The 25,393-nt window shown below is 36.0% G+C and carries 21 protein-coding genes and 1 pseudogene; 1 reads left to right on the top strand and 21 read right to left on the bottom strand.

The features are described 5' to 3' along the window. Positions 1-13: 13 nt before the first annotated feature. The 19 genes and pseudogenes from TKV_RS02520 to TKV_RS02430 all read right to left on the bottom strand — a co-directional run bounded on the left by TKV_RS02520 (position 14) and on the right by TKV_RS02430 (position 22,151). On the bottom strand, positions 14-313 hold the full coding sequence (locus tag TKV_RS02520) for a DUF2149 domain-containing protein (RefSeq protein WP_049684624.1): 300 nt from the start codon (positions 311-313) through the stop codon (positions 14-16). Then, positions 279-920 carry a MotA/TolQ/ExbB proton channel family protein gene (locus TKV_RS02515; protein ID WP_049684623.1) on the bottom strand — a complete coding sequence of 214 codons (642 nt, stop codon included), beginning with the start codon at positions 918-920 and terminating at the stop codon, positions 279-281. The genes TKV_RS02520 and TKV_RS02515 overlap by 35 nt, the downstream gene beginning before the upstream one ends. A 5-nt stretch (positions 921-925) precedes the next feature. After that, on the bottom strand, positions 926-2,038 hold the full coding sequence (locus TKV_RS02510) for a cobaltochelatase subunit CobN (protein ID WP_158506589.1): 1,113 nt from the start codon (positions 2,036-2,038) through the stop codon (positions 926-928). Positions 2,039-2,111: 73 nt separating this feature from the next. Then, positions 2,112-3,512 carry a stalk domain-containing protein gene (locus TKV_RS02505; protein ID WP_049684621.1) on the bottom strand — a complete coding sequence of 467 codons (1,401 nt, stop codon included), beginning with the start codon at positions 3,510-3,512 and terminating at the stop codon, positions 2,112-2,114. A gap of 23 nt (positions 3,513-3,535) precedes the next feature. Next, positions 3,536-7,417 carry a cobaltochelatase subunit CobN gene (gene cobN / locus TKV_RS02500; RefSeq protein WP_049684620.1) on the bottom strand — a complete coding sequence of 1,294 codons (3,882 nt, stop codon included), beginning with the start codon at positions 7,415-7,417 and terminating at the stop codon, positions 3,536-3,538. Positions 7,418-7,589: 172 nt separating this feature from the next. Next, positions 7,590-8,262 (bottom strand): annotated as a pseudogene (locus TKV_RS02495) (copper amine oxidase N-terminal domain-containing protein). Positions 8,263-8,357: 95 nt separating this feature from the next. Then, positions 8,358-10,496, bottom strand: a complete 2,139-nt coding sequence (locus TKV_RS02490; RefSeq protein WP_049684619.1) for a Tex family protein — start codon at positions 10,494-10,496, stop codon at positions 8,358-8,360. Positions 10,497-10,547: 51 nt separating this feature from the next. After that, a protein-coding gene (gene prfB, locus TKV_RS02485; protein ID WP_006569101.1) for a peptide chain release factor 2 occupies positions 10,548-11,655 on the bottom strand; the annotation gives its coding sequence in 2 pieces (ribosomal slippage) (positions 10,548-11,585 and positions 11,587-11,655; 1,107 coding nt in all). Between the two features lie 16 nt (positions 11,656-11,671). Beyond that, positions 11,672-14,365 carry a preprotein translocase subunit SecA gene (secA, locus tag TKV_RS02480; RefSeq protein WP_049684618.1) on the bottom strand — a complete coding sequence of 898 codons (2,694 nt, stop codon included), beginning with the start codon at positions 14,363-14,365 and terminating at the stop codon, positions 11,672-11,674. 448 nt (positions 14,366-14,813) lie between these two features. Continuing rightward, a complete protein-coding gene (locus TKV_RS02475; protein WP_049684617.1) occupies positions 14,814-15,314 on the bottom strand; it encodes a hypothetical protein in 501 nt (166 codons plus the stop codon). 109 nt (positions 15,315-15,423) lie between these two features. Further along, complete coding sequence (locus tag TKV_RS02470; protein ID WP_049684616.1) at positions 15,424-15,936, bottom strand: transcription repressor NadR; 513 nt, start codon at positions 15,934-15,936, stop codon at positions 15,424-15,426. After that, complete coding sequence (locus TKV_RS02465) at positions 15,902-16,486, bottom strand: DUF5317 domain-containing protein (RefSeq protein WP_049684615.1); 585 nt, start codon at positions 16,484-16,486, stop codon at positions 15,902-15,904. Before TKV_RS02465 ends, TKV_RS02470 begins: the two co-directional genes overlap by 35 nt. Continuing rightward, positions 16,476-17,750, bottom strand: a complete 1,275-nt coding sequence (locus tag TKV_RS02460; RefSeq protein ID WP_049684614.1) for an HD-GYP domain-containing protein — start codon at positions 17,748-17,750, stop codon at positions 16,476-16,478. The genes TKV_RS02465 and TKV_RS02460 overlap by 11 nt, the downstream gene beginning before the upstream one ends. Before the next feature lie 220 nt (positions 17,751-17,970). Next, positions 17,971-18,612, bottom strand: a complete 642-nt coding sequence (locus TKV_RS02455) for a hypothetical protein (protein ID WP_009051739.1) — start codon at positions 18,610-18,612, stop codon at positions 17,971-17,973. Positions 18,613-18,741: 129 nt separating this feature from the next. Further along, positions 18,742-19,287 (bottom strand): ribosome hibernation-promoting factor, HPF/YfiA family, encoded by a 546-nt coding sequence (hpf, locus tag TKV_RS02450; RefSeq protein ID WP_049684613.1) that lies wholly within the window; start codon positions 19,285-19,287, stop codon positions 18,742-18,744. Positions 19,288-19,392: 105 nt separating this feature from the next. Beyond that, on the bottom strand, positions 19,393-20,115 hold the full coding sequence (locus tag TKV_RS02445; RefSeq protein ID WP_049684612.1) for an amino acid ABC transporter ATP-binding protein: 723 nt from the start codon (positions 20,113-20,115) through the stop codon (positions 19,393-19,395). After that, positions 20,102-20,764 carry an amino acid ABC transporter permease gene (locus TKV_RS02440; protein ID WP_049684611.1) on the bottom strand — a complete coding sequence of 221 codons (663 nt, stop codon included), beginning with the start codon at positions 20,762-20,764 and terminating at the stop codon, positions 20,102-20,104. Before TKV_RS02440 ends, TKV_RS02445 begins: the two co-directional genes overlap by 14 nt. A gap of 67 nt (positions 20,765-20,831) precedes the next feature. Next, on the bottom strand, positions 20,832-21,614 hold the full coding sequence (locus TKV_RS02435; RefSeq protein WP_049684610.1) for a basic amino acid ABC transporter substrate-binding protein: 783 nt from the start codon (positions 21,612-21,614) through the stop codon (positions 20,832-20,834). 339 nt (positions 21,615-21,953) lie between these two features. Then, positions 21,954-22,151, bottom strand: a complete 198-nt coding sequence (locus TKV_RS02430) for a zinc-ribbon domain-containing protein (RefSeq protein WP_003869296.1) — start codon at positions 22,149-22,151, stop codon at positions 21,954-21,956. A 230-nt stretch (positions 22,152-22,381) separates the two neighbouring features. Here TKV_RS02430 and TKV_RS02425 point away from each other — a divergent pair, with 230 nt between their 5' ends. Further along, entirely contained in the window at positions 22,382-24,490 is a 2,109-nt protein-coding gene (locus tag TKV_RS02425; RefSeq protein ID WP_049684609.1) for a methyl-accepting chemotaxis protein, read from the top strand. A gap of 30 nt (positions 24,491-24,520) precedes the next feature. Here TKV_RS02425 and flgN read toward each other — a convergent pair whose 3' ends face one another. Beyond that, positions 24,521-25,009, bottom strand: coding sequence for a flagellar export chaperone FlgN (gene flgN / locus TKV_RS02420; protein ID WP_236617310.1), 489 nt, complete (start codon positions 25,007-25,009; stop codon positions 24,521-24,523). Continuing rightward, positions 24,996-25,382: a flagellar export chaperone FliS gene (gene fliS / locus TKV_RS02415; RefSeq protein WP_006569114.1), complete on the bottom strand. Its 387-nt coding sequence runs from the start codon at positions 25,380-25,382 to the stop codon at positions 24,996-24,998. The genes flgN and fliS overlap by 14 nt, the downstream gene beginning before the upstream one ends. Between the last annotated feature and the right edge of the window lie 11 nt (positions 25,383-25,393).

Below are 25,393 nucleotides of genomic sequence, written 5' to 3'. Positions count from 1 at the left end.
TAAATTCCTCCTCTTATTTTGTAATAATATAGATTTTCCCTGTTTTATTATCTTTGTAAGCTTCTCCAAGTTTTTCTAAATCGCCTTTTCCTTCTATAGCTTGTCCCTTTATATTCTCACTCTGATTGGTAATTTCTTTGATCTGTACAATCTTCCCTACAATCTTCCCTGGATTCCCGTTGAGCATCAGGGAGATTATCAATCCGCAAGCAAACACAAGCATCAGGTCGGCAAGATTAACAACATAGGTCATAGGATTAAATTCTTCGCTTTCTGCCTCAAGGCGTGACAAGTTGCTCGTTTTCCTTTTCATCAACTATCACCTCTATAAATAAATTGGCTATTTCATCCAATGTACTAAGGTATTCCTCATACCATCTTCTTCTTATCCTTGAAATAACATAGGATATACCTGCTGCTCCCATACCCACTACCGTATTGTCAAAGGCAACACTAATTGATTCGGCTAATAATTTCATATCACCATTTGCCATCGCTGTAAGTCCTGGTCCCAATGGTATCAATGTACCCATCAAACCTACAAGAGGACCGAGTCTTGCTATTATATCGGTTTTTTCTAATACCTTAGTTGCCCTTATTTCCTCATCTTCAATTAATTTTTTCTTGAGAACATAAATGGAGTCTGCGGAAAGGTCCTTATTTTGAAAAATCTGGCTCAATATCTCTTTCCCTCTTTTTGGTAATTCGCTCTCTTCAATAAATTTTTCAAGGTCATTAAAATCAGAAATATTCCTGAAATAAGTTATAAGCCTGTCAGCAGACATTCTCTTTCTACGTACACTTTCCACCGAAAAACTTCCCAGTTCTACAAGACTCCATAAGAAAAAGATATACAAAAATACAATAACCGGTATAAGCAAACTCTGGGCTATACAATGCAATGTTTGACTCAAAATCATTTACTTCACCTCAAATATCCTTTTTTATTCTGGTATATCATACCAGTTATCAGCGTTAATGGTATAAATAAATATACAAAAGTAGAATATGTCGGATTTTTTTGGGGAATCTGCTGATTTTCTACAGTAACTTCATAAACATGTCCGGTTCCTGAACCTCCGCCACCTCCACCACTGCTGCTTTCTTTACCTGTATCTTTTTGATTCGAAATGGATTTGTCCTGAAGATTTGCTTCTTGAGATGCATTCGATGGAGCCTGTGGTTTTGTTTCTATGGCATATCCCTCTTTGTTTCCTAATTTCTTACTCTCGCTTTTTTCATCGTTTTTAGAAGAAGCAGTCAATACACCTTTTGAAGCAGCTTCATTGTCTGTCCTTGCACCACTTCCCGAACCTGTACCACTTCCAGTCTCGTTGCCGAATATTATCTCCATAGTATTTGTACTACCCTGAATAGAAGCATTTATGACCTCGGCATCTTTAGGAAGTGCTTTTTCATCAGAATCAACTTTTCTTAAGTTTATTGACATTTCCCCTGCAGAAGTCGAATCATATCCCTTTGACAAAAATGTTTTTACTTCTTCTGCCCAATGAAGAGCCATAGGGTTTTCTTCTAATGGTTCATTTCCTTTATCATAATTGCCCAGTGGTTTTAAAGTGCTATCTAAGGAATCTTTAAGTTCTGGATATTTCTCAATCAGTGTATTGTATGAACACGCTAAAATTTTGCGATATGCCCGGTCCATCAACATAAGAGAAGAATAGAAATTTTTGGAAACATCTTTATCTATTACTATAAAAGCATCAATACGGTGCCTTCCCAAGTCAGCCGTATCAATAACCTCTATGCCTATTATATTACCAGCAGCATCCCATACTGGCTTCACACCTAAGGCATACATAGCAACAGAAAGACTTACACCTGCACGATTTATCGCATCTTTTTCTCCTACTTTTACTGCTATGGAATAAGGATAACTACCGTTATGCCGAAATATTTCTGCAATCTTTACTTGAGCTAAATGACAGCCTGAACTATATTCATCGGGTGTAGGAGAATTACCTCCTGCACCCGATGCCACTTGCAACCCAAAACAGCTAAAAATGCATGTTATCAAACACAATAGTAGTAATTTTAACAAACCTTTTCGATATTTAGGCACGAAATACTTTCACCTCTGCGTTGCAGTTTTATGGCTCTGGATAAGCCCATACGCCTTTCATAGGTATCCCCAGCCATTTTTCAAAGTACTCTTTCAAAATTTGACTAGGATTGACATCCTTAAATCGATCAGGATATAACCACTTGGCAAGGTAAAGGCTCCCCAAATATGTTTTATTTCCTCCGAACAATTTAGTAGAAATTATATAGACCTCTTTGTTCTTCCCTGCATTAGTTTGACTTATAACAGGATTAACGAGAGCACTATCTCTTAATTTTGAAACATTCGTATTATCTTTTACACTATACCCAATTACATCCTTATCGTAGGTACCTATAACTATTTTGTCAGGATTTTTTTCTAAAACCCATTCCGGGCTTATTTCTGGGTAATCCTTCATATCACGGGCAACATTGATTCCACCAGCTGATTCCAACCCTTGATGAACAGCAGTGTTTTGGGCAAAGGTTTTCCATGTGGTTGCCGTCAGAGAACTACTCCATATTCCAAACACCTTAACCTTATTTTCTGGTTTCAAATCCTTTACCCTGTCTACTACAACGGCTGTTTTATTTGCCTTCCATTGTATAAACTCCTCGGCTGTCTTTACCCTTCCAAATATTTTAGCCAATGTTTTGAGGTCATTGTCATATGTCTCGGGTTTATAAAGGTCAAGCCTTATAACCTTTATACCGGCAGGTTTTAAATTGTCCTCCAATGTTGTATCAGGCCACTTCCCATAAGTGATAACTGCCTGAGGTTTTACTGACAGAATCTTTTCAAAATTAGGTTTTTGCCAGCTTCCCACACTCTCTTTGTTTTCAAAACCGAGATAAGGATCTGTTTTTACAGTATCACTCACACCAACTATGAACTCATCAGGAATTTGTAAAATACGCAAGGACTCTGCTGCATCAGTATTTAAAACCACTAATCTGTTCAAGCCTGCAGGTACTGTCACGTCATTTCCTGTAGAATCCTTGATTTTAACATTCCAAACTACTACTGCCTTAGACGCCTCTTTGTCCCACTTCACAACAGCACCGAAGGCTTCCGCTATAAATCTTAATGGAACCATCGTCCTTCCAGAGATAACCATAGGTGCAGCATCAAGTGTTTTGTTTTTGCCATTTACAACAGCTTCCTTTTTGCCAATGATTAATTTTACACTGACATCTTCGCTCTGTATTGTTACAGTCTGTGTAGTATTATCCCATTTTACCGTTGCACCAAGGTTTTCAGAAAAGAGCCTTACAGGCACCATTGTGCGTCCATTCACTATGCAGGGTAAAGCATCCCCCATATTTATTTTTACACCGTTTAAATAAACCTGTGTTTCCTGAGCCTTAACCGGATTGGCAAGTCCAAAAGCAGGCAACAAAGACATCAGTAAAACAAAAATCATCAAAAAGCAAATCTTCTTTTTCATTATAAAACCCTCCTTCAAGATTTTTAATTTTCCTCTCCCAGCTTTGCTTTGACTTCTTTCATCTTGGCTCCCCAATCAGAAACTTCTTCCGCTGTGAGGATATCAATGGCACCGCCTTGAAACTCTCCCTTTACGTCACCCATGTCTTCTTCCAGCCAACCTTCTATTTCAAGATACGTTTCTCTTAAACTTTCTAATACTTGTGGGTCAGCCTTCCACAATCCCCTTTGCTCAGCTTCTAAGAGACGGCGGACTATTTCCTCCATTGCCCACGGATTATTTTCTTTAAAAAACTGTCGATTTTCTCTGTTGAGAATAAAGGTTTTCGCAATATCATCAAAAATCCAATCATCTACCTCTTGGGTAGTCGCTTCCCAGCCATAAACACGCCCTATACGCTTGGAAATGTCACTCGCTCCCTTATAGCCGTGCCGTTTCTGTCCTTCTATCCATTTTGGATTTAAAAGCTTGGTCCTTACAACCCTTCGCACTTCATCCGCTAAGGTTCTCACTTCAACATGTTCGGGTTCCCTGGTATCGCCGTAGTAGGTTTTCACCTCCTTTCCGGAAGCCACCCTTGCCGCTGCCGTCATACCACCATGAGTACCAAAATAACAGCAGCAACCAAAAAGGTCATATTCATCGCATACAACTTTGTTATAAGTCACATCCACTGTTTTAAGACTTGACTGAAGTTCTTTGAAAGCCTCTTTGCCAAATGTGTTCTTGCCGTAAGCATATCCATTCCAATAAACAAAGATATCTGCAAGGTCCTTTTCTTCTTTCCATGCCGAAGCATAAACAGCAAGATTAACGCCTGCAGAATAGGTGCCAGGTTTAGAAGCAAATATCCTTAATGTGGCATTTCTCCATGCTTCCTCCCCTTTACTACCCTTCAATTGGGAAAGCGTATGTTTTCTGACAAAGTTCTGTTCTTCGGGCTCATCCAAAGCAGCAACAGTCTGAATAGCTTCATCTAACAATTCAATGCAATTTGGAAAGTTATCCCTCGTAATTCCTGAAACCCTAACTGTTAGATCAATCCTCGGTCGTCCAAGTTCTTCAAGTGGAATCACTTCAATACCACTTACCCGGCCGTTTGGCAACCATTTTGGGCGTACACCTAAAAGGTAAAGCATCTGCCCCAATCCTTCGCCGTCAGCCCACATGATGTCATTGCACATCCAGTATATAGCAATATTCTCGGGATAACGCCCTTCTTCCTTCAAGTACTTTTCTATCACCTTTTCTGCAAGACGTTTTCCTACCTCATATGCTGCTTTAGTAGGAACTCTGTAAGGATCCAATGAATAAAAGTTCCTGCCTGTCGGCAAAACGTCATCTCTGCCTCTTGTAATCAAACCCGACGGTCCTGCTGGAATGTATTTACCTTCAAAACCAGACAAGAGAGCATCTATCTCTTTCGAAGCTTCAACCCTTTCGTTTAAGTCCATTACCCGTGGCAAAAGAGCATTTAAATCTTTCAAAGCTTCTTCACAAACAAACTTTTCTTTCAATACCTCTCTTGCAAGATTTGTATCTATCTCTATACCCTCAATAAGATGAGCTAAAAAGGCTTTAGAAACTCTATCAACTTCTTCCAAAAGAGCCCCATAGGATTTACCATATTTTAAACAAATTTTACTCTGATCACTGAGAAGTTCAGAAAGCTCTAAGTTCATAAGCCTTGCTACGACACGTCTCAAAGAAACTTCATTGCCACTATCAAAACGCATAATAGAATTTATAAACTCTACACGCCGCTCCCCTTCAGGGATATCCCCAAATATATGCTGCCCGTCCTGAATCTGTGTATTCCTGATTACCGAAAGCAAAGCATGAACCCTTTCAGCTACTTCTTCAAAAGAATCATGAGCGTTTTCCAGCGGTATCTGCTTGTCAAGATTTGTCCGCTTTATTTCGTCTATTATCATATGCTTTAATGCATGGGCTCTTGCAGGATCCGCAACTTTAGCCTTTTCATATTCCTCCATATATCTATCAAGCTCGGCAAGTTCATCATAGAGCCCTCCCTGTGTCATCACAGTTTGCATATGATCAACAAGAGTAGCATAACTTCTCCTCTTGGCAATAGTTCCTTCTGGAGGATTATCCGCATTATATATGTATAAATGAGGAATATTACCAATAGCAATGTCTGGATAACAATTTTGTGACAGTGCAACTCCTTTCCCTGGCAAAAACTCAAGATTACCATGGGTTCCTACATGAACAATTACATCTACTTGCTCTTCCAGATATTTGTAAGTAGCCAAATACTGGTGGGGTGGTGGAATATCAGGGTCATGCAGTATCTTACAAACCCGTCCATCACACCTGGAACCTGCACATCCCCTCTTGGGCTGTACACACACATAGGCATTGCCAAGTTTTACACCGGTTATGGCAATCTTCCCATCATAAACCATTGCCGCTGGAACACCATTCATTTCTTCCCCTGGCGGATTACCCCATGCCTCTGTTATGCGCTTTTTAACCTCTGGTTCCAATGTATCAAACCAGCGGCAATATTCATCCACATCCATGAATTTAATCACTCCGCCTTTATTAACAATCTCGTCAATGGTTGTCCATCTGAATTCAGATATAGCTTTTCTTTCCATAATTGTTTTAATCAACTCTTTGCCATCAGCAGGGAGTTCTACATCATAACCCCTTTCTTTCATGCAACTCAGTATACGAGCCACACTTTCTAAAGTATCTAAATTTGCTCCTCCTCCAACTGTTGCTTCCACAGATGCACAAGGATTATTATGAAGTATAAAAGCTACCTTTCTTGCCTGAACAGGCTTTAACTGAAGCATTATCCATTTGTTTATGCGATCAACCAGCTTTTTTATCCTTTCTTCCACTGGTACCCGCCTCTCGAAGCCATCTTTTCGCTCGATTGCTCCAATAAATATAGGTTCTATCACTCCCTCAAACTCAGGCATCGCTATTGTCCACGAAATATCCGTATTCAAACCTTGAGGATCTTCTTGCCATTCCTCGATTGTCTTATAATAAGATACCACCGGTTCAAATACAGGCACCCCCAATTCTTGTAACAAGGATACACCTTTAGAAGCTGTTTCTTTCTTATCAAACTCCTGCTTACTGCTTTCCAAAAAGAAAGACATAAGTTTTATCAAGGCATTGATTAAAGGTTTTCCTTCTTTTATAAAATATTGCCGTACAACCTCTCCGGCACTTCTTGTACCAAGTCCATCATCTTTCACGGAATAACAGAAAACAGGTATAACATTCAATCCTTTTTCTTCTAAGGTACGTATCAACATGTCCTCTACAGCTGTATTATTATTTACCCAATAACTGCGTGCAAAGAGCAAACCTACTGTTGGTATTTGGGTAAAATTTTTGTTCGCTATATTATTTTTTCTGTGTATTTTATACCAAGAAAAATATTCTTCAACAGAAGAAAAGATTTTTGAAGCATCAGGATGATAGATCCCTTCCCACGGATATTCCTTTGGTTCTGAATAAGAAACATTTAAGCCAAGTACTTCCGCTGCCAGCATCAAAAACATTTGGAGGAAATTTTCATTACCTCCCTGTGTCATGTAAGCATAACATTTTGCAGGTATGCTTATATTAACATTTGACATGGACCAAAATGTAGGGTCAAAAGCAGTACAAACAACCGGTTTATTCATGGTTTTTACTTTGGACTCCAGTTCCGTCCATACACTTTCTCCCGATGATCGATAGAAAAACAGCAAATCTGATTCTTCCATTTCTTTATAAAGTTCATCAATATCTTCTTTCCCTTCTTCAAGAAGGCGTGCTGAATAAACTTTTACATCCAAAACTCCTTTTAATTCCTCACTCACCTTTCTTAGAAGTGTTGCATAACTATGCCATACTACAGCCGTAATTCTTTTCACAAAATCTCCCCTCCTTCGCTTAAAACACTAACAAATGTGACGAAGTTAATGTATATAGAGTATACTTTTAAGGATGTTATTTTTATTATAATTATAACACGACAAGATGAACAAAACAATAGTCAAAACAATAACAAAATAAAAATGCCAGCATTTAGAATGCTGGCATTTTTTAATCATTGCTTTCTACATCTTCATTCGGTGCCGTATACACTGTTTGTAACTGTCTCATTTGTATTTCCGTACACATCCTGAGATACTGTACTTTCTTCAGAATTATTTTCTATTTCCGTTTGATTCTCTTCTTCAATTTCTATATCTCCTGTTTTTTTATCGTAATTTACTTTTCCCCCTAAAATCTCAGATATAAATCTAATTGGCACAAATGTTCTATTGCTTATTTCCATTGCCGGAACGTCTAAAGTAACTTCTTTACCGTTTACTAAAACTTTTGTCTCACCTAAAACAAGTTGAATTGTTATATCGCCTTTTGTAATAGTAACTGTATTGGTTTCTTCGTCCCAGTCCACTTTTGCCCCAAAACCATTCATTATAGCCCGCACAGGGATTAAGGTTCTTCCTTCTTTTATCACTGGAGGTGTGTCAAATTTTATCTCTTTTTTGTTGACAGATACCTTCCCTTTAAATTCCTTAGCTTTCACGCTAGCTTCTAATTTTGTCTGCGTTTGGGCTTCTACCTTATTTTTAGTTTCTCCTTTTGCCTCTAATTTAGTTTCTGTTTTAATTTTTAGCTCATGTTTCGCCTTATCTGGCTTTGCATAGACTGTTAAAGCAGAAGAAAAAACGAGTAACCCCATAAGCACAAAAGCTAATATTTTCTTCATACTCTTCTTCCTCCTTTGTTTGATTTACCTTATTTTCACTATATAATTTCGGAGGAAGAAATAAATTTTTAGGGGGTACTAATTAAAAAATTTTTTTATTTCATTGAAAGAGAAATTCTATTTCTCTCAATGTCAACACTTAAAACTCTCACTTTTACAATGTCTCCCACTGAAACCACATCAAGAGGATGCTTTATGTAGCCTTGAGACATCTCAGAAATATGAACAAGCCCATCAGTATGAACCCCTATATCTACAAAGCAGCCAAAATCAGTGACATTCCTAACTGTTCCCATAAGTTCCATGCCTGGTTTTAGCTCATTTATAGTCATTACATCAGACCTCAAAATTGGCTTAGGCAAATCCTCTCTGGGATCTCTTCCAGGTTTTTTAAGCTCTGAAACTATGTCATAAAGAGTAGGAAGTCCTATATCGTATTCCTCTGAAATCTTCTCTAATCCGTATTCTTCTAAAGAATTAGCAAAGTCTTTTAACTTTTTTCTATCTAATTTTTCTTTTTTATACCCAAATTTTTCTAAAAGCTTTTCTAAGGTTTCGTACCTCTCTGGGTGAACTGCTGTTGAGTCAAAGATATTGTCACCGTCCAAAATTCTCAAAAAACCCGCACATTGTGTAAAAGTAGTATCTCCTAATCTTTTTACATTTTTAAGCTGCTCCCTATTTGTAAACTTGCCTATTTGGTTTCGATATTCAACAATATTCTTGGCAATAGCAGCATTTATCCCTGAAACGTATTTTAAAAGAGATACTGATGCAGTGTTTAAATCAACACCTACGCTGTTTACACAATCTTCTACAACACCGTTTAAAGCATCTCCCAGTTTTTTCTGGTCTACATCGTGTTGATACTGTCCTACCCCGATGGACTTTGGATCAATTTTTACAAGCTCTGCCAATGGGTCTTGAAGCCTTCGCGCCAGTGAGATAGCTCCTCTTAAACTTACGTTTATATCAGGAAATTCCTCTGTACCTATTGGAGAAGCAGAATAGACTGATGCCCCTGCTTCATTCACTATCACATATTTTACTTCTCTTGAAAGTTCTTTTATAAGCTCTGCTATAAACATTTCACTCTCTCTTGAAGCAGTTCCATTTCCCAAAGCGATTAAAGTGACATTGTATTTTTCTATTAACTCTTTTAAAACCTTTTTAGAATTTTCAAAATCATTTTGAGGAGGAGTAGGATATACTGTAGCAGTGTCCAAAAGTTTTCCCGTTTCATCTACAACAGCAATTTTACATCCTGTCCTATAGGCAGGGTCGAATCCCATAACAACATGTCCTTTTATTGGCGGCTGGAGTAAAAGACTTTTTAGATTTTCTTTAAAAACTATTATTGCCTTTTCTTCTGCTTTTTCCGTAAGAGCATTCCTTATCTCTCTCTCTATTGAAGGCGCAATAAGCCTTTTGTAGGAATCTTCAATTGCTTTCTTGTAATACTCTGCAAATATTGAAGCTTTATTTACTTTTGATTCTATAAGCCTATTTATTATTTTCTCACTATCTATCTCAATTTTTACAGATATGTATTTTTCCCTTTCTGCCCTGTTTATCGCAAGAATCCTATGAGGCGGTATTGTCTTTACAGCTTCTTTATAGTCATAATACATCTCATAAGGAGACCTCTCCTCTTTTAATGCCTGTGTCACTATAATTCCGTTATTCCATGTAAAACTCCTTATGTATTTCCTTATATCAGCGTCATCAGATATATCCTCTGCAATTATATCCATTGCTCCTTGGTATGCTTCTTCAACTGTTGGAACATTTTCATTAAGATAAGGCTTTGCGTATTCCTTTACATCCCCATCTGTTACATCATTTGAAGAAATAACCTTTGCAAGAGGTTCCAAGCCTTTTTCTTTCGCAATGGTCGCCCTTGTCCTTCTTTTTGGCCTAAAAGGCCTGTATATGTCCTCTACTTCTTGTAAAGTTGTGGCATTTTCTATTTTTGCTTTTATCTCCTCTGTCAGTTTTCCCTGTTCATCAATTAACCTTATAGTATCCTGTTTCTTCTCTTCAAGGTTTCTCAAATATGTAAGTCGGTCATAAAAATTTCTTAAAACCTCATCTGACAAACTTCCTGTCGCTTCTTTCCTGTACCTTGCAATAAAAGGAATTGTATTTCCTTCATCAATAAGCTTTATTGTATTTTCCACTTGAAAGTCTTTTAATCCAAATTCTTTCTTTAATATATCCTTTATCCTATTCATGACTTACTCCTTTCTCGCAAAATACATAGATTAAATTTAAAGGGATACCTTTTAAGATATCCCTTGTGATTTTTGCTTTAGGTAAGCGTTTATAAATCCATCTATTTCCCCATCCATCACTGCCTGAACATTTCCCACCTCATAATTTGTCCTGTGGTCTTTTACAAGAGTATAGGGCTGGAAGACATAAGATCTTATTTGGTTGCCCCATGCTGCCTCTCTATGCTCTCCTTTTAAGTCTTCGATTTTTTCTTTCTTCTCTTTCATCATGAGGTCCAAAAGTTTAGCTTTAAGCATTTTCATGGCAGTTTCTCTGTTTTGAATCTGAGACCTTTCACTCTGACAGGAAACCACTATGCCTGTTGGAAGGTGGGTAATCCTTACAGCAGACTCCGTCTTATTTACATACTGTCCTCCCGCACCCGAAGCCCTATAAGTGTCAATTTTTAAATCCTCAGGCCTTATTTCCACTTCAATATCATTTTCTAATTCAGGAAGTACTTCCACAAGTGCAAATGAAGTATGCCTTCTACCTGCCGCATCAAAAGGAGATATCCTCACAAGGCGGTGAACACCCGCCTCTGATTTAAGATATCCATAGGCAAAAGGCCCTTTTATCATAAGAGTGACACTTTTTATTCCTGCTTCTTCTCCTTGCAAATAGTCAAGGGTTTCTACTTCAAAACCTTTGTCATTAGCCCATCTTGTATACATGCGAAGTAGCATTTCAGCCCAATCTTGAGCCTCTGTACCACCTGAACCTGCATGAATAGAAAGTATGGCATTGTTTTTATCATAGGGGCCATTTAATAGTGTTTTTATCTTTAAATCCTCTAACTTTTTCTTGAGCTCTTTGTATTCCTTGTCTACTTCGTCAGTTATCGACTCATCCCCTTCTTCTAAACCCAATTCAATAAGTGTATTTAAGTCTTCCCATTTTGACACAAGAGAATTGTACTCTTCTAAAAGTTCTTTTAAGGCTTTTTGTTTTTTAGCTAATTCCTGTGACTTTTTTATATCGCTCCAAAAAGCAGGATCAGACATCTTTTTGTCTATTTCTTCTATTTCTCTTTTGACACTTTCTATGTCAAAGAGAAACCCCCATTTCTTTTATTTCTTCAATCATGTTTGAAACTTCTGCTTTGTAATCCTGCAACAAACTGCATCTCTCCTTTTTAGTATTTTATATTGGCACCACAACATTTTTTATACTTTTTACCACTGCCACAAGGACATGGGTCATTTCTGCCAACTTTTTTGCCTTTAACAACTGGCTGTTTTTTCTCTTCTGCGTCTACATTAGTGGAAATAGGTTTCGCCACCTGTTCTCTTTGAATCATATTGTCTTTATTAATTTGAATGTGATACAAGAATTTAACAGTATCCTCTTGTATGCTTTGTATCAAGTCTTCAAACATATCAAAAGCTATTTTTTTGTACTCAATAAGAGGGTCCACTTGTCCATAAGCTCTTAAGCCTATGCCTTGACGCAATTGGTCCATTTCGTCTATGTGGTCCATCCACTTAGTATCTACAACCCTTAAAAGAACTATTCGCTCAATTTCCCTCATTTGCTCTGGACCAATTTCCGCTTCTTTTTTCTCATATTGCCTTACAGCCTCTTCATATATTATGTCAGTCAAGACATCTTTGTCAAGCCTATCTATATCAACATCAATAACCACGCTGTCTTTTTCAAGGAACATGTCGTAAAGATGGTCTAAAAGCCCTTTTATATCCCATTCCTCAGGATACTTACTTCCTGCAGTATATATCTCAACATTTCTCTCTATTATACTTTTTACCATCTCAAGAATAGACTCTTTTAAGTTTTCACCTTCAAGTACCTTTCTCCTTTGGGCATATATTATCTCTCTTTGTTTGTTCATTACATCGTCATACTGCAAAACGTGTTTTCTAGTGTCAAAGTTTATACCCTCTACCTTTTTCTGGGCCTGCTCTATTTGTTTTGTCAAAATCTTATGCTCTATGGGCTGGTCATCATCAATTCCCAGACTGTCCATCATGTTCTTTACTCTTTCTGAGCCAAAAAGTCTCATAAGGTCGTCTTCTAAAGATATATAAAATCTTGATTCTCCTGGGTCACCTTGACGGCCTGCACGTCCTCTCAACTGATTGTCTATTCTCCTAGCTTCGTGCCTTTCAGTACCTATAATGTAAAGCCCACCCAGCTTTACAACCTCATCGTGTTCTTTTTCAGTCTCTTTTTTCGCCTCTTCAAGAAGCTCAAAATATCTCTCGCGGGCTTTTTTAACTTCCTCGCCTGAAACAGGGCCATATCCTGCAGCTTCGTTAATAATTTCTTTTGAGTAGCCCTCCTCATGCATCTTTTTCTTAGCTATAAATTCAGGATTACCTCCTAAAAGGATATCAGTACCACGGCCTGCCATGTTTGTAGCAATTGTAACTGCTCCTTTTCTTCCTGCCTGTGCTATTATCTCTGCTTCTTTTTCATGGTACTTTGCATTTAATACTTGATGAGGTATCCCTCTTTTCTTTAACATGGCGCTTAATTTTTCAGATTTTTCAATAGAAATGGTACCAACTAGAACAGGCTGACCTTTTTTATGATGTTCTACAATGTCCTCAACAACAGCTTTAAACTTGGCTTCTTCTGTTTTGTATATCACATCAGGATGGTCTATTCTTATCATCGGCTTATTAGTCGGTATTACTACAACATCTAATCCATAAATAGCCCTAAATTCTTGCTCTTCTGTTTGAGCTGTACCTGTCATACCAGCTAATTTTTTATACATTCTAAAGTAATTCTGGAATGTTATGGTGGCTAAAGTTTTGCTTTCTCTTTCTACCTTAACCCCTTCCTTTGCCTCAATAGCCTGATGTAGGCCTTCACTGTACCTTCTCCCAAACATAAGCCTTCCTGTAAATTCATCCACTATAATGACTTGACCATCTTTTACCACATAGTCTATATCTCTTTTCATTATGGCGTGAGCTTTCAATGCCTGGTTAATGTGATGAGAAATTTCCATATTTTCAATATCTGCAAGATTTTTTATGCCAAAAAATTTTTCCGCTTTTACAACGCCTTTTTCAGTTAAACTTACAGCTTTCGCCTTCTCGTCAACCACGTAGTCTTCATCTCTTCTAAGGGTCCTTACAAACCTGTCAGCTAATTTATACATGTCAGTGGATTTTTCGCCTATGCCTGATATGATAAGAGGAGTCCTCGCTTCGTCTATCAATATACTGTCTACCTCGTCCACTATAGCATAATTGAGCTCTCTTTGTACCATGTCTTCTTTGTATATAACCATGTTATCTCTTAAATAGTCAAATCCGAATTCATTGTTAGTCCCATATGTTATATCTGCAGCGTAGGCTTTTTTTCTTTCTTCTGGGCCCATATCATGGAGTATCACTCCAACACTTAAACCTAAAAATTCGTATATTTTGCCCATCCAATCGCGGTCTCTTTTTGCCAAATAGTCATTGACAGTTACAATATGAACTCCCTTGCCTTCTAAAGCATTAAGATATGCAGGTAATGTTGCGACAAGAGTTTTTCCTTCACCAGTTTTCATTTCAGCAATACGTCCTTGGTGAAGGACAATGCCGCCTATCACCTGCACTCTAAAATGTTTCATTTTAAGAGTTCTCCAAGCGGCCTCTCTTACCACCGCAAAAGCCTCGGGAAGTATATCATCAAGAGTTTCACCATTTTTCAATCTATTTTTAAATTCATCTGTTTTCGCCCTAAGCTCTGCATCCGTAAGTCTTGCCATTTGATCTTCATATGACAAAACCTTATCGGCAATTGGTTCCAATCTCTTAACTTCTCTTTCACTGTAGCTGCCAAATATTTTTTCAACTAAGCTCAACATTTTTATCACCTTCTAAGGTTATTAATCAACTATATATTATATCACTATGAAATCTCAATGACAATAAAAAACAGTTTTTTTAAAGAATATTTTACACTCTCTTCATACAATTTTCACAAAAAAGAACGCCTCAAAATTGAGGCGTTTCAGGCTGATGACAAACTTTCGTAAAGTAGATATTTTACATAAGTTGCGACTTGTGACAAAGCGCTAACAAAGCTTAGCAAGACTGAGGATGGAGGCAGGGCCGTAGCCTTGTGATGGCGGAGGCGGGCACCTGAGACAGGACGTCGAATGTGCCCGGCACCCTGCCGGAATCCGAAAGTCGCGCTTAGCTTTGTCGCTTTGGAACTCCGGAGCAACGATGTAAAATATCTACTTTAAATAATTTTTTTAACTTTGTTATCAAGCTAAAACATCTCAAAATGAGACGTTTCCTTTTAAAAAGTTAATTTTTTATGTTCACAGCTTTAGACTTTAAGATAGGATTTAGTGCGTAAAACACCGCCAATGCAATTGCAGAATCTATTGTGTGATGAATCATTGTCCCTACTCCTACAACCACAAAAGCCTTGTAAAAATCAAATCCAAAAGGCATCACCACAATTGCTTCTAAAACAGCATGTATTGGAAGTGTAACAGCTAACGCCACGGGAAAAGAATATCCTCTTTGTATCATTTTAGCTCCAACATAGCCAAACACTGCGTGAACCGCCGCTCTTGCTGCTATTACAGGTCCCAATTTTATTAAAAATCCTATCGCAGATACAATACCTACAAATACTGCTGTTGCAGGACTTATAAGCATTGCCAGCATTACAGGTACATGAGATGCTAGTGTGGCTGAGAAAGGTGGAATAACTATCCCTAATACTCCTCCAAAAGCCAATGGTATAACAAGTGCCAATGCTGCTAAAAGTCCTCCAATAGTAATTTCTCTTGTCTTCACATTAAAACCCCCATTCTTTAACTTTCATAATTATAGTATACACAGATGTATATACACCTGTCAATAATAAAATAACCACTTTTTAAAAATTTTTAAAGTGGTTAAATCCTTATTCTATTAAAAAGCCTTTTTCCTTTAAGACCTTTTGTATTCTATCTAGTACCTCTTTATTTTCCCCTTCAACAGTGTGAAGATGCACTCCATCCGTCAGAGAAGACAAAAGGGTCGCTTTTCCTTCTTTTACAAACTCCATGAATTTACTTACATCATACCTTGAAGAAAGCATTAAAAGGCCTTTTATCTCCCCATAGAAGGGATGCTCTACAATTACATCTAGCACTTTTCCGCCATTGTCAACTATTAAATTTAACTCCTCCTCTGTCCTGTCATATCCGTGTTTGACAGCAAAAACCCTTTTTACAGTGTTTTCTTTTACAATGTCTATTATATAACCTTGAGGGGTAGACAATATTTTAATCCCTTTAGCCCTTAAAATAGCTATGTCCTGCACAATAATCTGCCTTGTCACTCCAAACCTTTTAGCAAGGTCAGAGCCGGATATAGGCTCTTTAGCATTTTTTAAAATTTCAACTATTTTGTTCCTTCTTTCTTGCGCTATCATGACTCTTCACCTTTTTAAGCATTGCATTTGTAACAAGTAAAAATGTACCTGTTGCCATTATAAAATCTCCTATGCTGAAGGCTTTTGGCAGTGGATAAGGTTTCGGCAACACTAAGACATCTGCTAAAAATTTTAACCGTGTAGAACTTGTCAAAACCTGATGTGTAGCAATTTTATTTGCCTGAAGGTCAGGGATGAGATTATTAAGTCCCGCTGCCTTTAAAGCATCAACAGAGACAGGCATCCTTCCTCCGTTGACAAATATAACGATAAAATTTAAAAGCACTCCAATGCTTATTATTCTAAAATACTTGTTATCTCTATTGTACCACAATCCTATGAAAAGCAAAAGATAAACAAAGAAGTGGATATAAAACCGGTATTCCATAATGACGTGAAACTTATTAGCAAGGTTTAACATGCCAAACTCCAAAACAAAAGCAGCTATAAAAAGGCTGGGTTTTTTTATGTCAATATCAGCAATTCCGCTGATTTTTCCTCTTCTTAAAGTTCCGTAAATTAGAGAAGCACCAAGTGAATCAAATATCATGCTTAAACTCCTCCCTATTCTTTTCAAAAGCTTTTTTAAAGGCGTTTATTATTTTAGGGCTAAACTGCGTCCTTTCATGTTCTAAAATTATTTTATAAGCTTCCTCTTGTGAAAAAGCCTTTCGGTAGGGCCTGTCTGAAACTAAAGCATCGAAAACGTCTGCGAGGGAAAGTATCTGCGCTTCCAATGGTATTTCGTCACCTTTTATGCCATCGGGATATCCACTTCCATCGTACCACTCGTGATGGTATTTCACCCATAGAGAGGCCTCCTTTAAAGCCGGAACATCTCTTAAAATTTCATAGCCTTTTTGGGGATGTTCTTTTATTATGCTTAATTCTTCATCAGTTAACTTCCCTGGCTTATTTAAAACCTCTTCTTTTACTCCAATCTTTCCTATGTCATGTAAAAGGGCTGCAATCCTCACCATTTCAGTGTGAGACTCACTAAAACCAAATTCTCTACAAAGTAAAGCCGCAATTTTTTCTACATTTTTTGAATGACCCGCTGTATATTTATCCTTTGCATCAAGAGCCTTTACAAGCACATTTATTGTGTCGTAATAAGACTGCTTTGAGTCCATGTAAAGCTTAAACATATAGCGAATCATAAAAAGGGGTATGAAGAGTAAAATGAGACTTATATACCCTATTCTTACAAAAGCTTCTGACATAACTATACCTAAAAAGGCAAGAAAAAGAAAGTTTGGAACTGCCCATTTAAAGTCCTTTGTGAGAATGTAGATGAAGGATTTATTCATCAAAAGAGACAATAATATTGCTATAATAGACGTATTTAAAATATAATATACAATTGCTGCCAATATTGCAGATAAAAGGTGTTGAGGATATATGTAATTACCTGGAATACCTCCAGTATATTTATATATTAAACCAGCAATGCCAACACTTAAAGCTAATTGAGAAATATTAAATAATGTTTTATAATAAGGAAAATTAAATATATGTCTTACTCTACCATCCATATGTTTTCCAATTTGAAAACCAATACCTATAGCAGCAATCAAAGCACCTTCATATGGGCCAAAAATAAGTACAGCCATTAAATCAACTGCAAATGCAACAGATACTGTAATTTCTTTTGTTACATATATTGGCATTGATTCAGCTAAAATAGCAAATAACCCAAATAAAATTATATCTATAATTCTATTTATAGGTGTGTTTAGTATAGAATAAATAATAAAAGACAAACCCAATACTGTTATTGTAGAAATATATATTTTTACTCTTTTGTTAAGCATAATAAACCTCCTATTTTTACTTTAAAAAATACACCTCAAACCGCTTAACCCCATGCATAATTTGCACCTCCTGCTAATGCAAGTGCCATTAAAACTAACAATATTTTTATAAGTGTCGTTTTGTTCATCCTGAAACCCTCCTTTGCTGTTAAACTTTCTGCCCTTAGGCTTCAGGTAACGCTACGCTAAGCAACTTTTAAGCGGTTTGGGTGTTAAAAAACTAACGGGACGTAATTGACATTACACGCCTGTTGACGGCGTCTAATGTGGCTTTTACCACAGCTTCCCCTTCATCTTTTTTTATAAGACAAGACCCGGTAAGGAGTTCCTCCTGGTTATTTGTCACATGAGTAACCCCTACAACTATTATCCTGTTTTTTGCTATATTAAATATATCGACATCTTCCAATAAAAATAAATGGTTTTTGGGAATCAACTTAGAAATAGAGTCCAGTGTAGCATTGGCAATTATTTTATATTTATTGCTTGCAGTATTAGGTCCTTCAGCATATCCTTCAAAAACCTCATCACCTCTTGTGAGGATAACTCTTGCTTCACTGGTAAGTCCATTATTTATAAATGAATAGCTTGAAAAAACAAGCCTCTGTTCTCCTTGGAGATTTTCTCCAGTATCAATTTGCGCTACACTGACAATCTTGTGATTTATATCAATTCCAAACTGCGCCATTATGACAGATTGCACATCTCTTGCAATCTGCTTTGCATTCCTTGTACTGTCAGCCAACACGTGAATTTCTGTTATTTCACCATTCTCTACAACTACCCTACTGGATAGTACTCCTTGAATTTTATTTATATACTCTTCCATCGAATTTACTGTATCTTTTGTTATTTCACCCATTATCTTCACACCCTATTAAAATTTGTCCACACTAAAAATATATTCTATACAAAATTTAAAATTCCTTCTTTTTAGACAAAAAAATTGGGGATAGAGCCTATCCCCAATTTTTTAGCTTCTTATGTAGTTTTATTCTATTGGCTCTATTAAGCCATATTTCCCATCTTTTCTTTTGTATACGACATTTATAGTGTCAGTATCGGCATTTGTAAATACAAAGAAGTTATGTCCCAAAAGGTTCATCTGAAGAATTGCTTCCTCAGGTGACATAGGCTTTATAGGGAACTTCTTTGTTTTAACTATTTCAAAGGAACCCTCTTCCTCTTCTCCCTTAGCTTCTTCATAAACAGGTGGAATTTCAAACCTTATTGACTCATTAGCACCAAATCTATTTTTAAGCTTTGCCTTGTGTTTGAGTATTTGTTTTTCTATTTTGTCTACAACCCTATCAATTGACACATACATGTCATCGCTGACTTCTTCAGCTCTAAATATAATACCCTTAAAAGGTATTGTAATTTCCGCAATGTGATTGTTTTTCTGTACACTTAAAACAGTCCTCACTTCAGTATCTTCTGAAAAATATTTGCCTAATTTGCTCACATTTTTTATAACCGCATCCCTTAGTCCATCCGTAACTGTCATGCCATTTTTACCGCTTACTGTGATATTCATAGTATCAAACCCCTCTCATTATCCTTCTATTTAATATAATTCTACATAAAAAACAATATTCCTGCAATATGTGGAAAGAAAAAAGCACTCCTTTTCAGAGTGCCTTTACAAAATCTTACTTATAAATTCTTTTGTCCTTTCATTTTTTGTATTGTAGAAAATATCTTCTGGCGTCCCTTCTTCAATTATCATTCCATCGTCCATAAAAATGACTCTATCTCCTACTTCCCTCGCAAACCCCATCTCATGAGTGACAACTACCATCGTCATTCCTTCATTAGCCAATCCTTTCATGACGTTTAAAACTTCTTTTACCATTTCAGGGTCAAGGGCTGATGTGGGCTCATCAAAAAGCATAATATCTGGCTGCATAGCTAATGCCCTTGCAATTGCAAGTCTTTGCTTTTGACCGCCTGAAAGTTTAATAGGATACTCGTCTTTTTTGTCTAAAAGACCTACTTTTTCCAGTAAGCCCAAAGCTATATTCTCAGCGGCTTTTTTGTCCATCTTTTTCACTTTAATAGGAGCTAAAGTTACATTCTCTAAAGCCGTTAAGTGTGGAAACAAATTAAAATGCTGAAAAACCATCCCTACTTTTTGCCTTATCTTATTGATGTTTACTTTTTTGTCGTTTATTTTGACTCCTTCAATGTAGATTTCTCCTTTAGTAGGCACTTCCAAAATGTTTATACACCTTAAAAGGGTACTTTTCCCTGAACCGCTTGGTCCTATTATCACAACAACTTCTCCCTTATTTACGTTTAGACTTACACCTTTTAACACTTCTAAATTGCCAAAAGTTTTATGCACATCTTTAACGAGTATCACCAGCCCTCAACCTCCTTTCAAAGATTCCAAGGAGTCTTGAAAAGATAAATGTCATTACAAAATATATGGCTGCAATTATGATGTAAGGTTCGAAATATTTATAAGTAATGCTTTGTATAATATCTGCTTGCCTTGTAAGGTCAGCAAAGCCTATTACTGATACAATAGCTGATTCTTTGAGCATCACGATAAATTCATTTCCCAAAGCAGGTAAAATATTTTTTATTGCCTGGGGAATTATCACATACCTCATCGCCATAGCATGAGTCATGCCAAGGGAACGAGCTGCTTCGTTTTGCCCAGGGTCTACAGCTTGTATGCCTGCCCTTATAATCTCTGCAACATAAGCAGCGCTATTTATGGCAAGAGCAGAAACTCCTGCTGTAAAAGCTGGTATATCTATTCCAAATTGCATAAGACCGTTATATATCAATAAAAGTTGTACCAAAAGAGGAGTACCTCTTATAATTTCAACATAGCTTGCGCCTATAAAGCTTATAGGTTTTATAGAAGACATTTTAATAAGAGCAACAATCAGGCCTAATATAACTCCTATAGTCACTGCTAAAAAGGTGAGTTTTAAAGTCATGAGAAGGCCGCTTACAAATAAATGACTGTATTTTACCATGCTCAAAAAATCTACACTCATAAAAATCTTCCTTTCTGCAAAATTTTAGTGGAGAACTATTTTGAAAATTCTCCACTAAATTTCATCATTACTTAAACCATTTATCTACAAGTTTGTCATATTCGCCACTTGTTTTTAACTCTTTTATCACTTCGTTTATTATATTCACTAATTCTTTATTTCCTTTAGCCACTGCAACAGCCATACCACCTTCCTCGGTGTTGATTTCTTTCATGGAAAGTATCTTCATGTCTTTGTATTCTTTTAAATATGCATTTGCCACAGTATCCTCCAATACTATTGCATCACATCTGCCATTTTTTAAATCCATGAAGGCGTCTCCAACACGATTTAGCTGCTTCAAATTTACATCTGGTATTTTTTTAGCAGCTTCTTCAGAAGTGGTACCTATTTGTACCGCCACAGTTTTACCTTTTAAGTCATCAAACTTCAAAATCGGACTATCATTTTTTACAACCACAACTTGTTGGCTGTTGTAATAAAGGTCTGAAAAGTCAACATTTTCGGCTCTATCCGGGGTTGGAGTCATACCAGCAACTATCATATCTATACGCCCTGCTTGAAGAGCTGGAATCAACCCTTTAAAGTCCATATCTTTTATCTCCAGCTTAACCCCTAATTTTTTCGCAATGGCATTTGCTATATCAACGTCAAACCCCACTATTGTATCTTTGTTTCCTTCTACTTTATGGAACTCATAAGGAGGAAAATCTGCACTTGTACCCATTACGATAACGCCTTTTTCCTTAATTTTGTCCAAAGTATTAGCTGGTTTGTTGCCACAAGCGGATAAAATTAAACCCAAAATAATTGTCATTGTTAAGAAAACAAATAATGTTTTTTTATTCATTTTTCTTCTCCTCTCCTCTTTATAAAAATTTTGTAAATTCATAAAAAATGTCAATTATAAATAACTGCTACAAATAGATTTTCTGACCTTTTGCTTTCATAATTATAATATCATATGAATAAAATTTCAATATTTTTTTCTTTAAAGAGGACAGGAAATTTTTTTAGAAAGAAAAAAATATGTTGTGAAATAAAAATCTGTGGATAATGTGGATAAGTTTGTGAATAACTTTTAAATTCGCTTTTAACAATGTGGAAAAAGTTCTGAAGTGTAAAAAAGACACCAAAATGGTGTCTTTTGTATAATCCTCTTTACTTTTCTTGCGAAAAAGTAAGGGGATTATCTGCTCATGCCAAAAGCTTTCTTGTCTCTTCTAGCATTGTACTGATGGTTTCTTCTTTTTTTCGCTTCTCTGCACGCTTTACATCTTACAGGCTCATTTTGAAAGCCTTTCTCCGCATAAAACTGTTGTTCTCCTGCTGTCCACACAAACTCTTTTCCACAATCTTTGCACACTAACACTTTGTCTTGATACATAACTAATAATCCCCTCACTTTGAATTTTTGGTTCAATATAATCTTTCGATTATATTATACGTGTATTATATCACCTTAAACCTTAAATAGCAATAAAATTTTAATAAAATTTTTACGATCTCAAAATACAAATTCCGACATTTTATTGTAAAATCCATCTAACAGTGGTATAATATATTTATACAACCGCTTGCATAACTTAATTCACCCACTTTGGAGGTGTTTAACTAATGAAAAGGCAAAAAGGAATTCAAAAGAAAGAGTTAAAACTAAGGTTCTCTAAAATTTCGTTTTTCAAAATTCCTAATGCAAACGTTAGACTAAAGCTTTCAAACAGTGGCAGCGGCATATTTGCTAAATTAATGACCTTCATAGCCTTTATAATAATCGTACCTCTTGCTTTCACTGGTTATATGTCTACAAGCAAATCAATAAAAACTTTACAAGATACTATTAACCTCTCTAATGCTGATACATTAGGACTAATAAATAATTATGTAGACCTTTTCAAAAATGATATTGAAACTCAACTTATTATTCTCTCTGCCAATCCTCAAATTCTAAATTTAGGACAAGGTGATTTCGAAACTAATAAAAAGAATTTACAAGATTTATTTACAACCATTTTAAAAGCAAAAAGTACTAAAATATCTCTTATTTATTTTGCAACACCAGATAAAAAAATAATTCAATCTCCTGACCTTCCCCTCGACCCAAACTATGACCCTACCAGCCAGGAATGGTATAAAAAAGCTATTGAAAATCCGGATGCAATAATATGGACTGGCCCTTACAGCAATGATGGGACAAATGGAGGAGTAGTTACTGTTTCAAAAGCCGTTAGAAGTTCTTTAACTTCTGCTGCTTCTGATGTCGTAGGAGTTTTGGCTTTTGACATAAATTTAGATTCTCTTTCTAACATGATTTCTTCTATAAAAGTAGGGAAAACAGGAAATGTGTATTTAATTTCTAATGAAGGCATTATAATCGCTGATAAAGATAAGAAAAATTTATTTTCCTACATAACAAAATACGATTACGGTAAAAAGATTCTCTCTATGCAAGAAGGAAATTTTGAGTACAATGACAATGGAACAAATAAATTTGCATCTGTAAAAACTTTAAATAATTTTGGTTGGAAAGCTGCAATAACCATGGATTCTTCAGAACTTGCTGAAAAAACTTCTCAAATAAAATACAACACAATAATTTTTAGTTTAATAAGTCTTTTAATAGGAATATTAGTAGCATATTTCTTCTCAAAAAATATTACTTCAAAAATAGGAAAAGTCATGACAGTAATGAGCAAAGCTGCAAATGGGGATATGACACAAGAAGTAGAAGTGAAATCAAACGACGAAATAGGCAAGCTAGCTTTAAGCTTCAACCTTATGATAGATGGTATAAAAAGCTTAGTAGCCGACGTATTATCTGCCGCAAATTCTGTATACGAATATTCTAAAAAAGTATCCTTTGCATCAAATAAAGCTGAGCAAATCACAAATGAAGTAGTTGCAGCTATGGAAGAAATAGCAAAAGGCGCGCAGGAGCAAGCAAAAGAAGCTGAAAAAGCTGCAACTATTACCAATTTGTTAAGTCAAAATTTAGATGTGACAATGAAAAATTCAATGAATATAAATGAAGAAACTGATTCTGTAACAAAAGCAGCAAATACTGGATTAGAAAATATAAAAGAATTAAGCGAAAAGACTAAAGTCACAGAACTAATGCACAGCAAAGTGAAAGAATCTACTTCCTATTTAAAGAAAAAATCTCATGAAATAGGAAAAATTGTAGAAACAATAACCGCAATAGCTGACCAAACCAATCTTTTATCATTAAATGCTGCAATTGAAGCAGCCCGTGCAGGAGAAGCCGGTCGCGGTTTTGCCGTAGTAGCTGATGAAGTTAGAAAATTGGCTAATCAGTCTTCTGAAGCCGCTAAAAATATCGAAGCTATTATAAAAGAAATACAACAAAATATTGACGATACTTATAAAGTAGTAGAAGAAGCAAGTGCTTCTATAGAACAACAAAATGAATCTTTAGCAAAAACAGTTCACACTTTCTACGGCATTCAGCAAGCAGTAAATAGAATCGTAGAAGAACTTAATAAACTTAATGAATCAATGTTGAAAATTTCTCAAAGCAGAAGTGAAATGTTAGATTCGATACAAAATATCGCCGCAGTAACAGAAGAAGCTGCCGCTTCAACCGAAGAAATATCTTCCGCAACAGAAGAGCAAAAAACTGCAATAGAAGAAATATCAAAATCCGCACAAGATTTGAGCAATATTGCAAATACCTTGATGAGTACAATAAATAAATTTAAAATTTAAATTTAAAGAAGCGGCGATTTGCCGCTTCTTTTAGCGTTTTTTATCTAAAAAATAACTGTCAGGTGTATAGTATTTAAGATATTCTATGTACCCTTCTTTATTCTTTGACAATTCCTCTAATTTGTTTTCTATTTTTTCGGAAATAGCAGTTATATTTTGAAGATTTTTATCGTCTTTCTCTTTTATTTTTTCCAAAAGGGCTTTTGTTTCTATAAAGAGTGCTTTCAATTTACTTATTTCTTCCGTAACTTTCCCTTCCAAAGCAAAAATACTTTCCACTTTATTTTGCTTTTTAAAAACATTATATAAAGGTATAAAATCGGCATCTAATTTGTCAATTTCTTCTATAATTTTTTGCTTTGTAGTAAGTAAATTTTTCAATTCTTCTAAATTGTTGGAAGTTATAGATACACCTATTTTTTCAGTAACCTCATAAAGTTCTTTCAATCTTTGAATTTTATCCTGTACAATTTGAGTAAGCTTTTCTACATTATTATGCATCTCATCAACCCTTTGCATAGACTTTCTCTCTAACCTTATTAAGGGCTAGACTCCAAGTATCTCTTAATTCTATTGCAAACCCTTTTACTTCTTCTAAAATTGTCACGTCTTTTTTTACATTAGCATCAATTAATCTTCTTAGCATATAGTCATAGAGGCTGTACAAGTTTTTAGATATGTCATAATTCATATCCAAGGTAAGCATAAGCTCTGTAATAATGTCTTGTGCCCTCTGTATGCTGTTATTAGCTGCCATGTAATCTTTTTTTTCTATCGCCCCTTTTGCTTCTTCTATAAACCTTACTATACCATTATAAAGCATTAAAACAAGCTCTTCAGGACTGGCAGTCAAAATTGCATTCTCTTTATATTGCTGATACGGATTTACCATTGCTGCACCCC

The organism is Thermoanaerobacter kivui (genome assembly GCF_000763575.1).
Classification (GTDB): domain Bacteria; phylum Bacillota; class Thermoanaerobacteria; order Thermoanaerobacterales; family Thermoanaerobacteraceae; genus Thermoanaerobacter; species Thermoanaerobacter kivui.
Note: the sequence above shows the minus strand (reverse complement) of the source record. Positions and strands in the feature narration are given on the sequence as shown.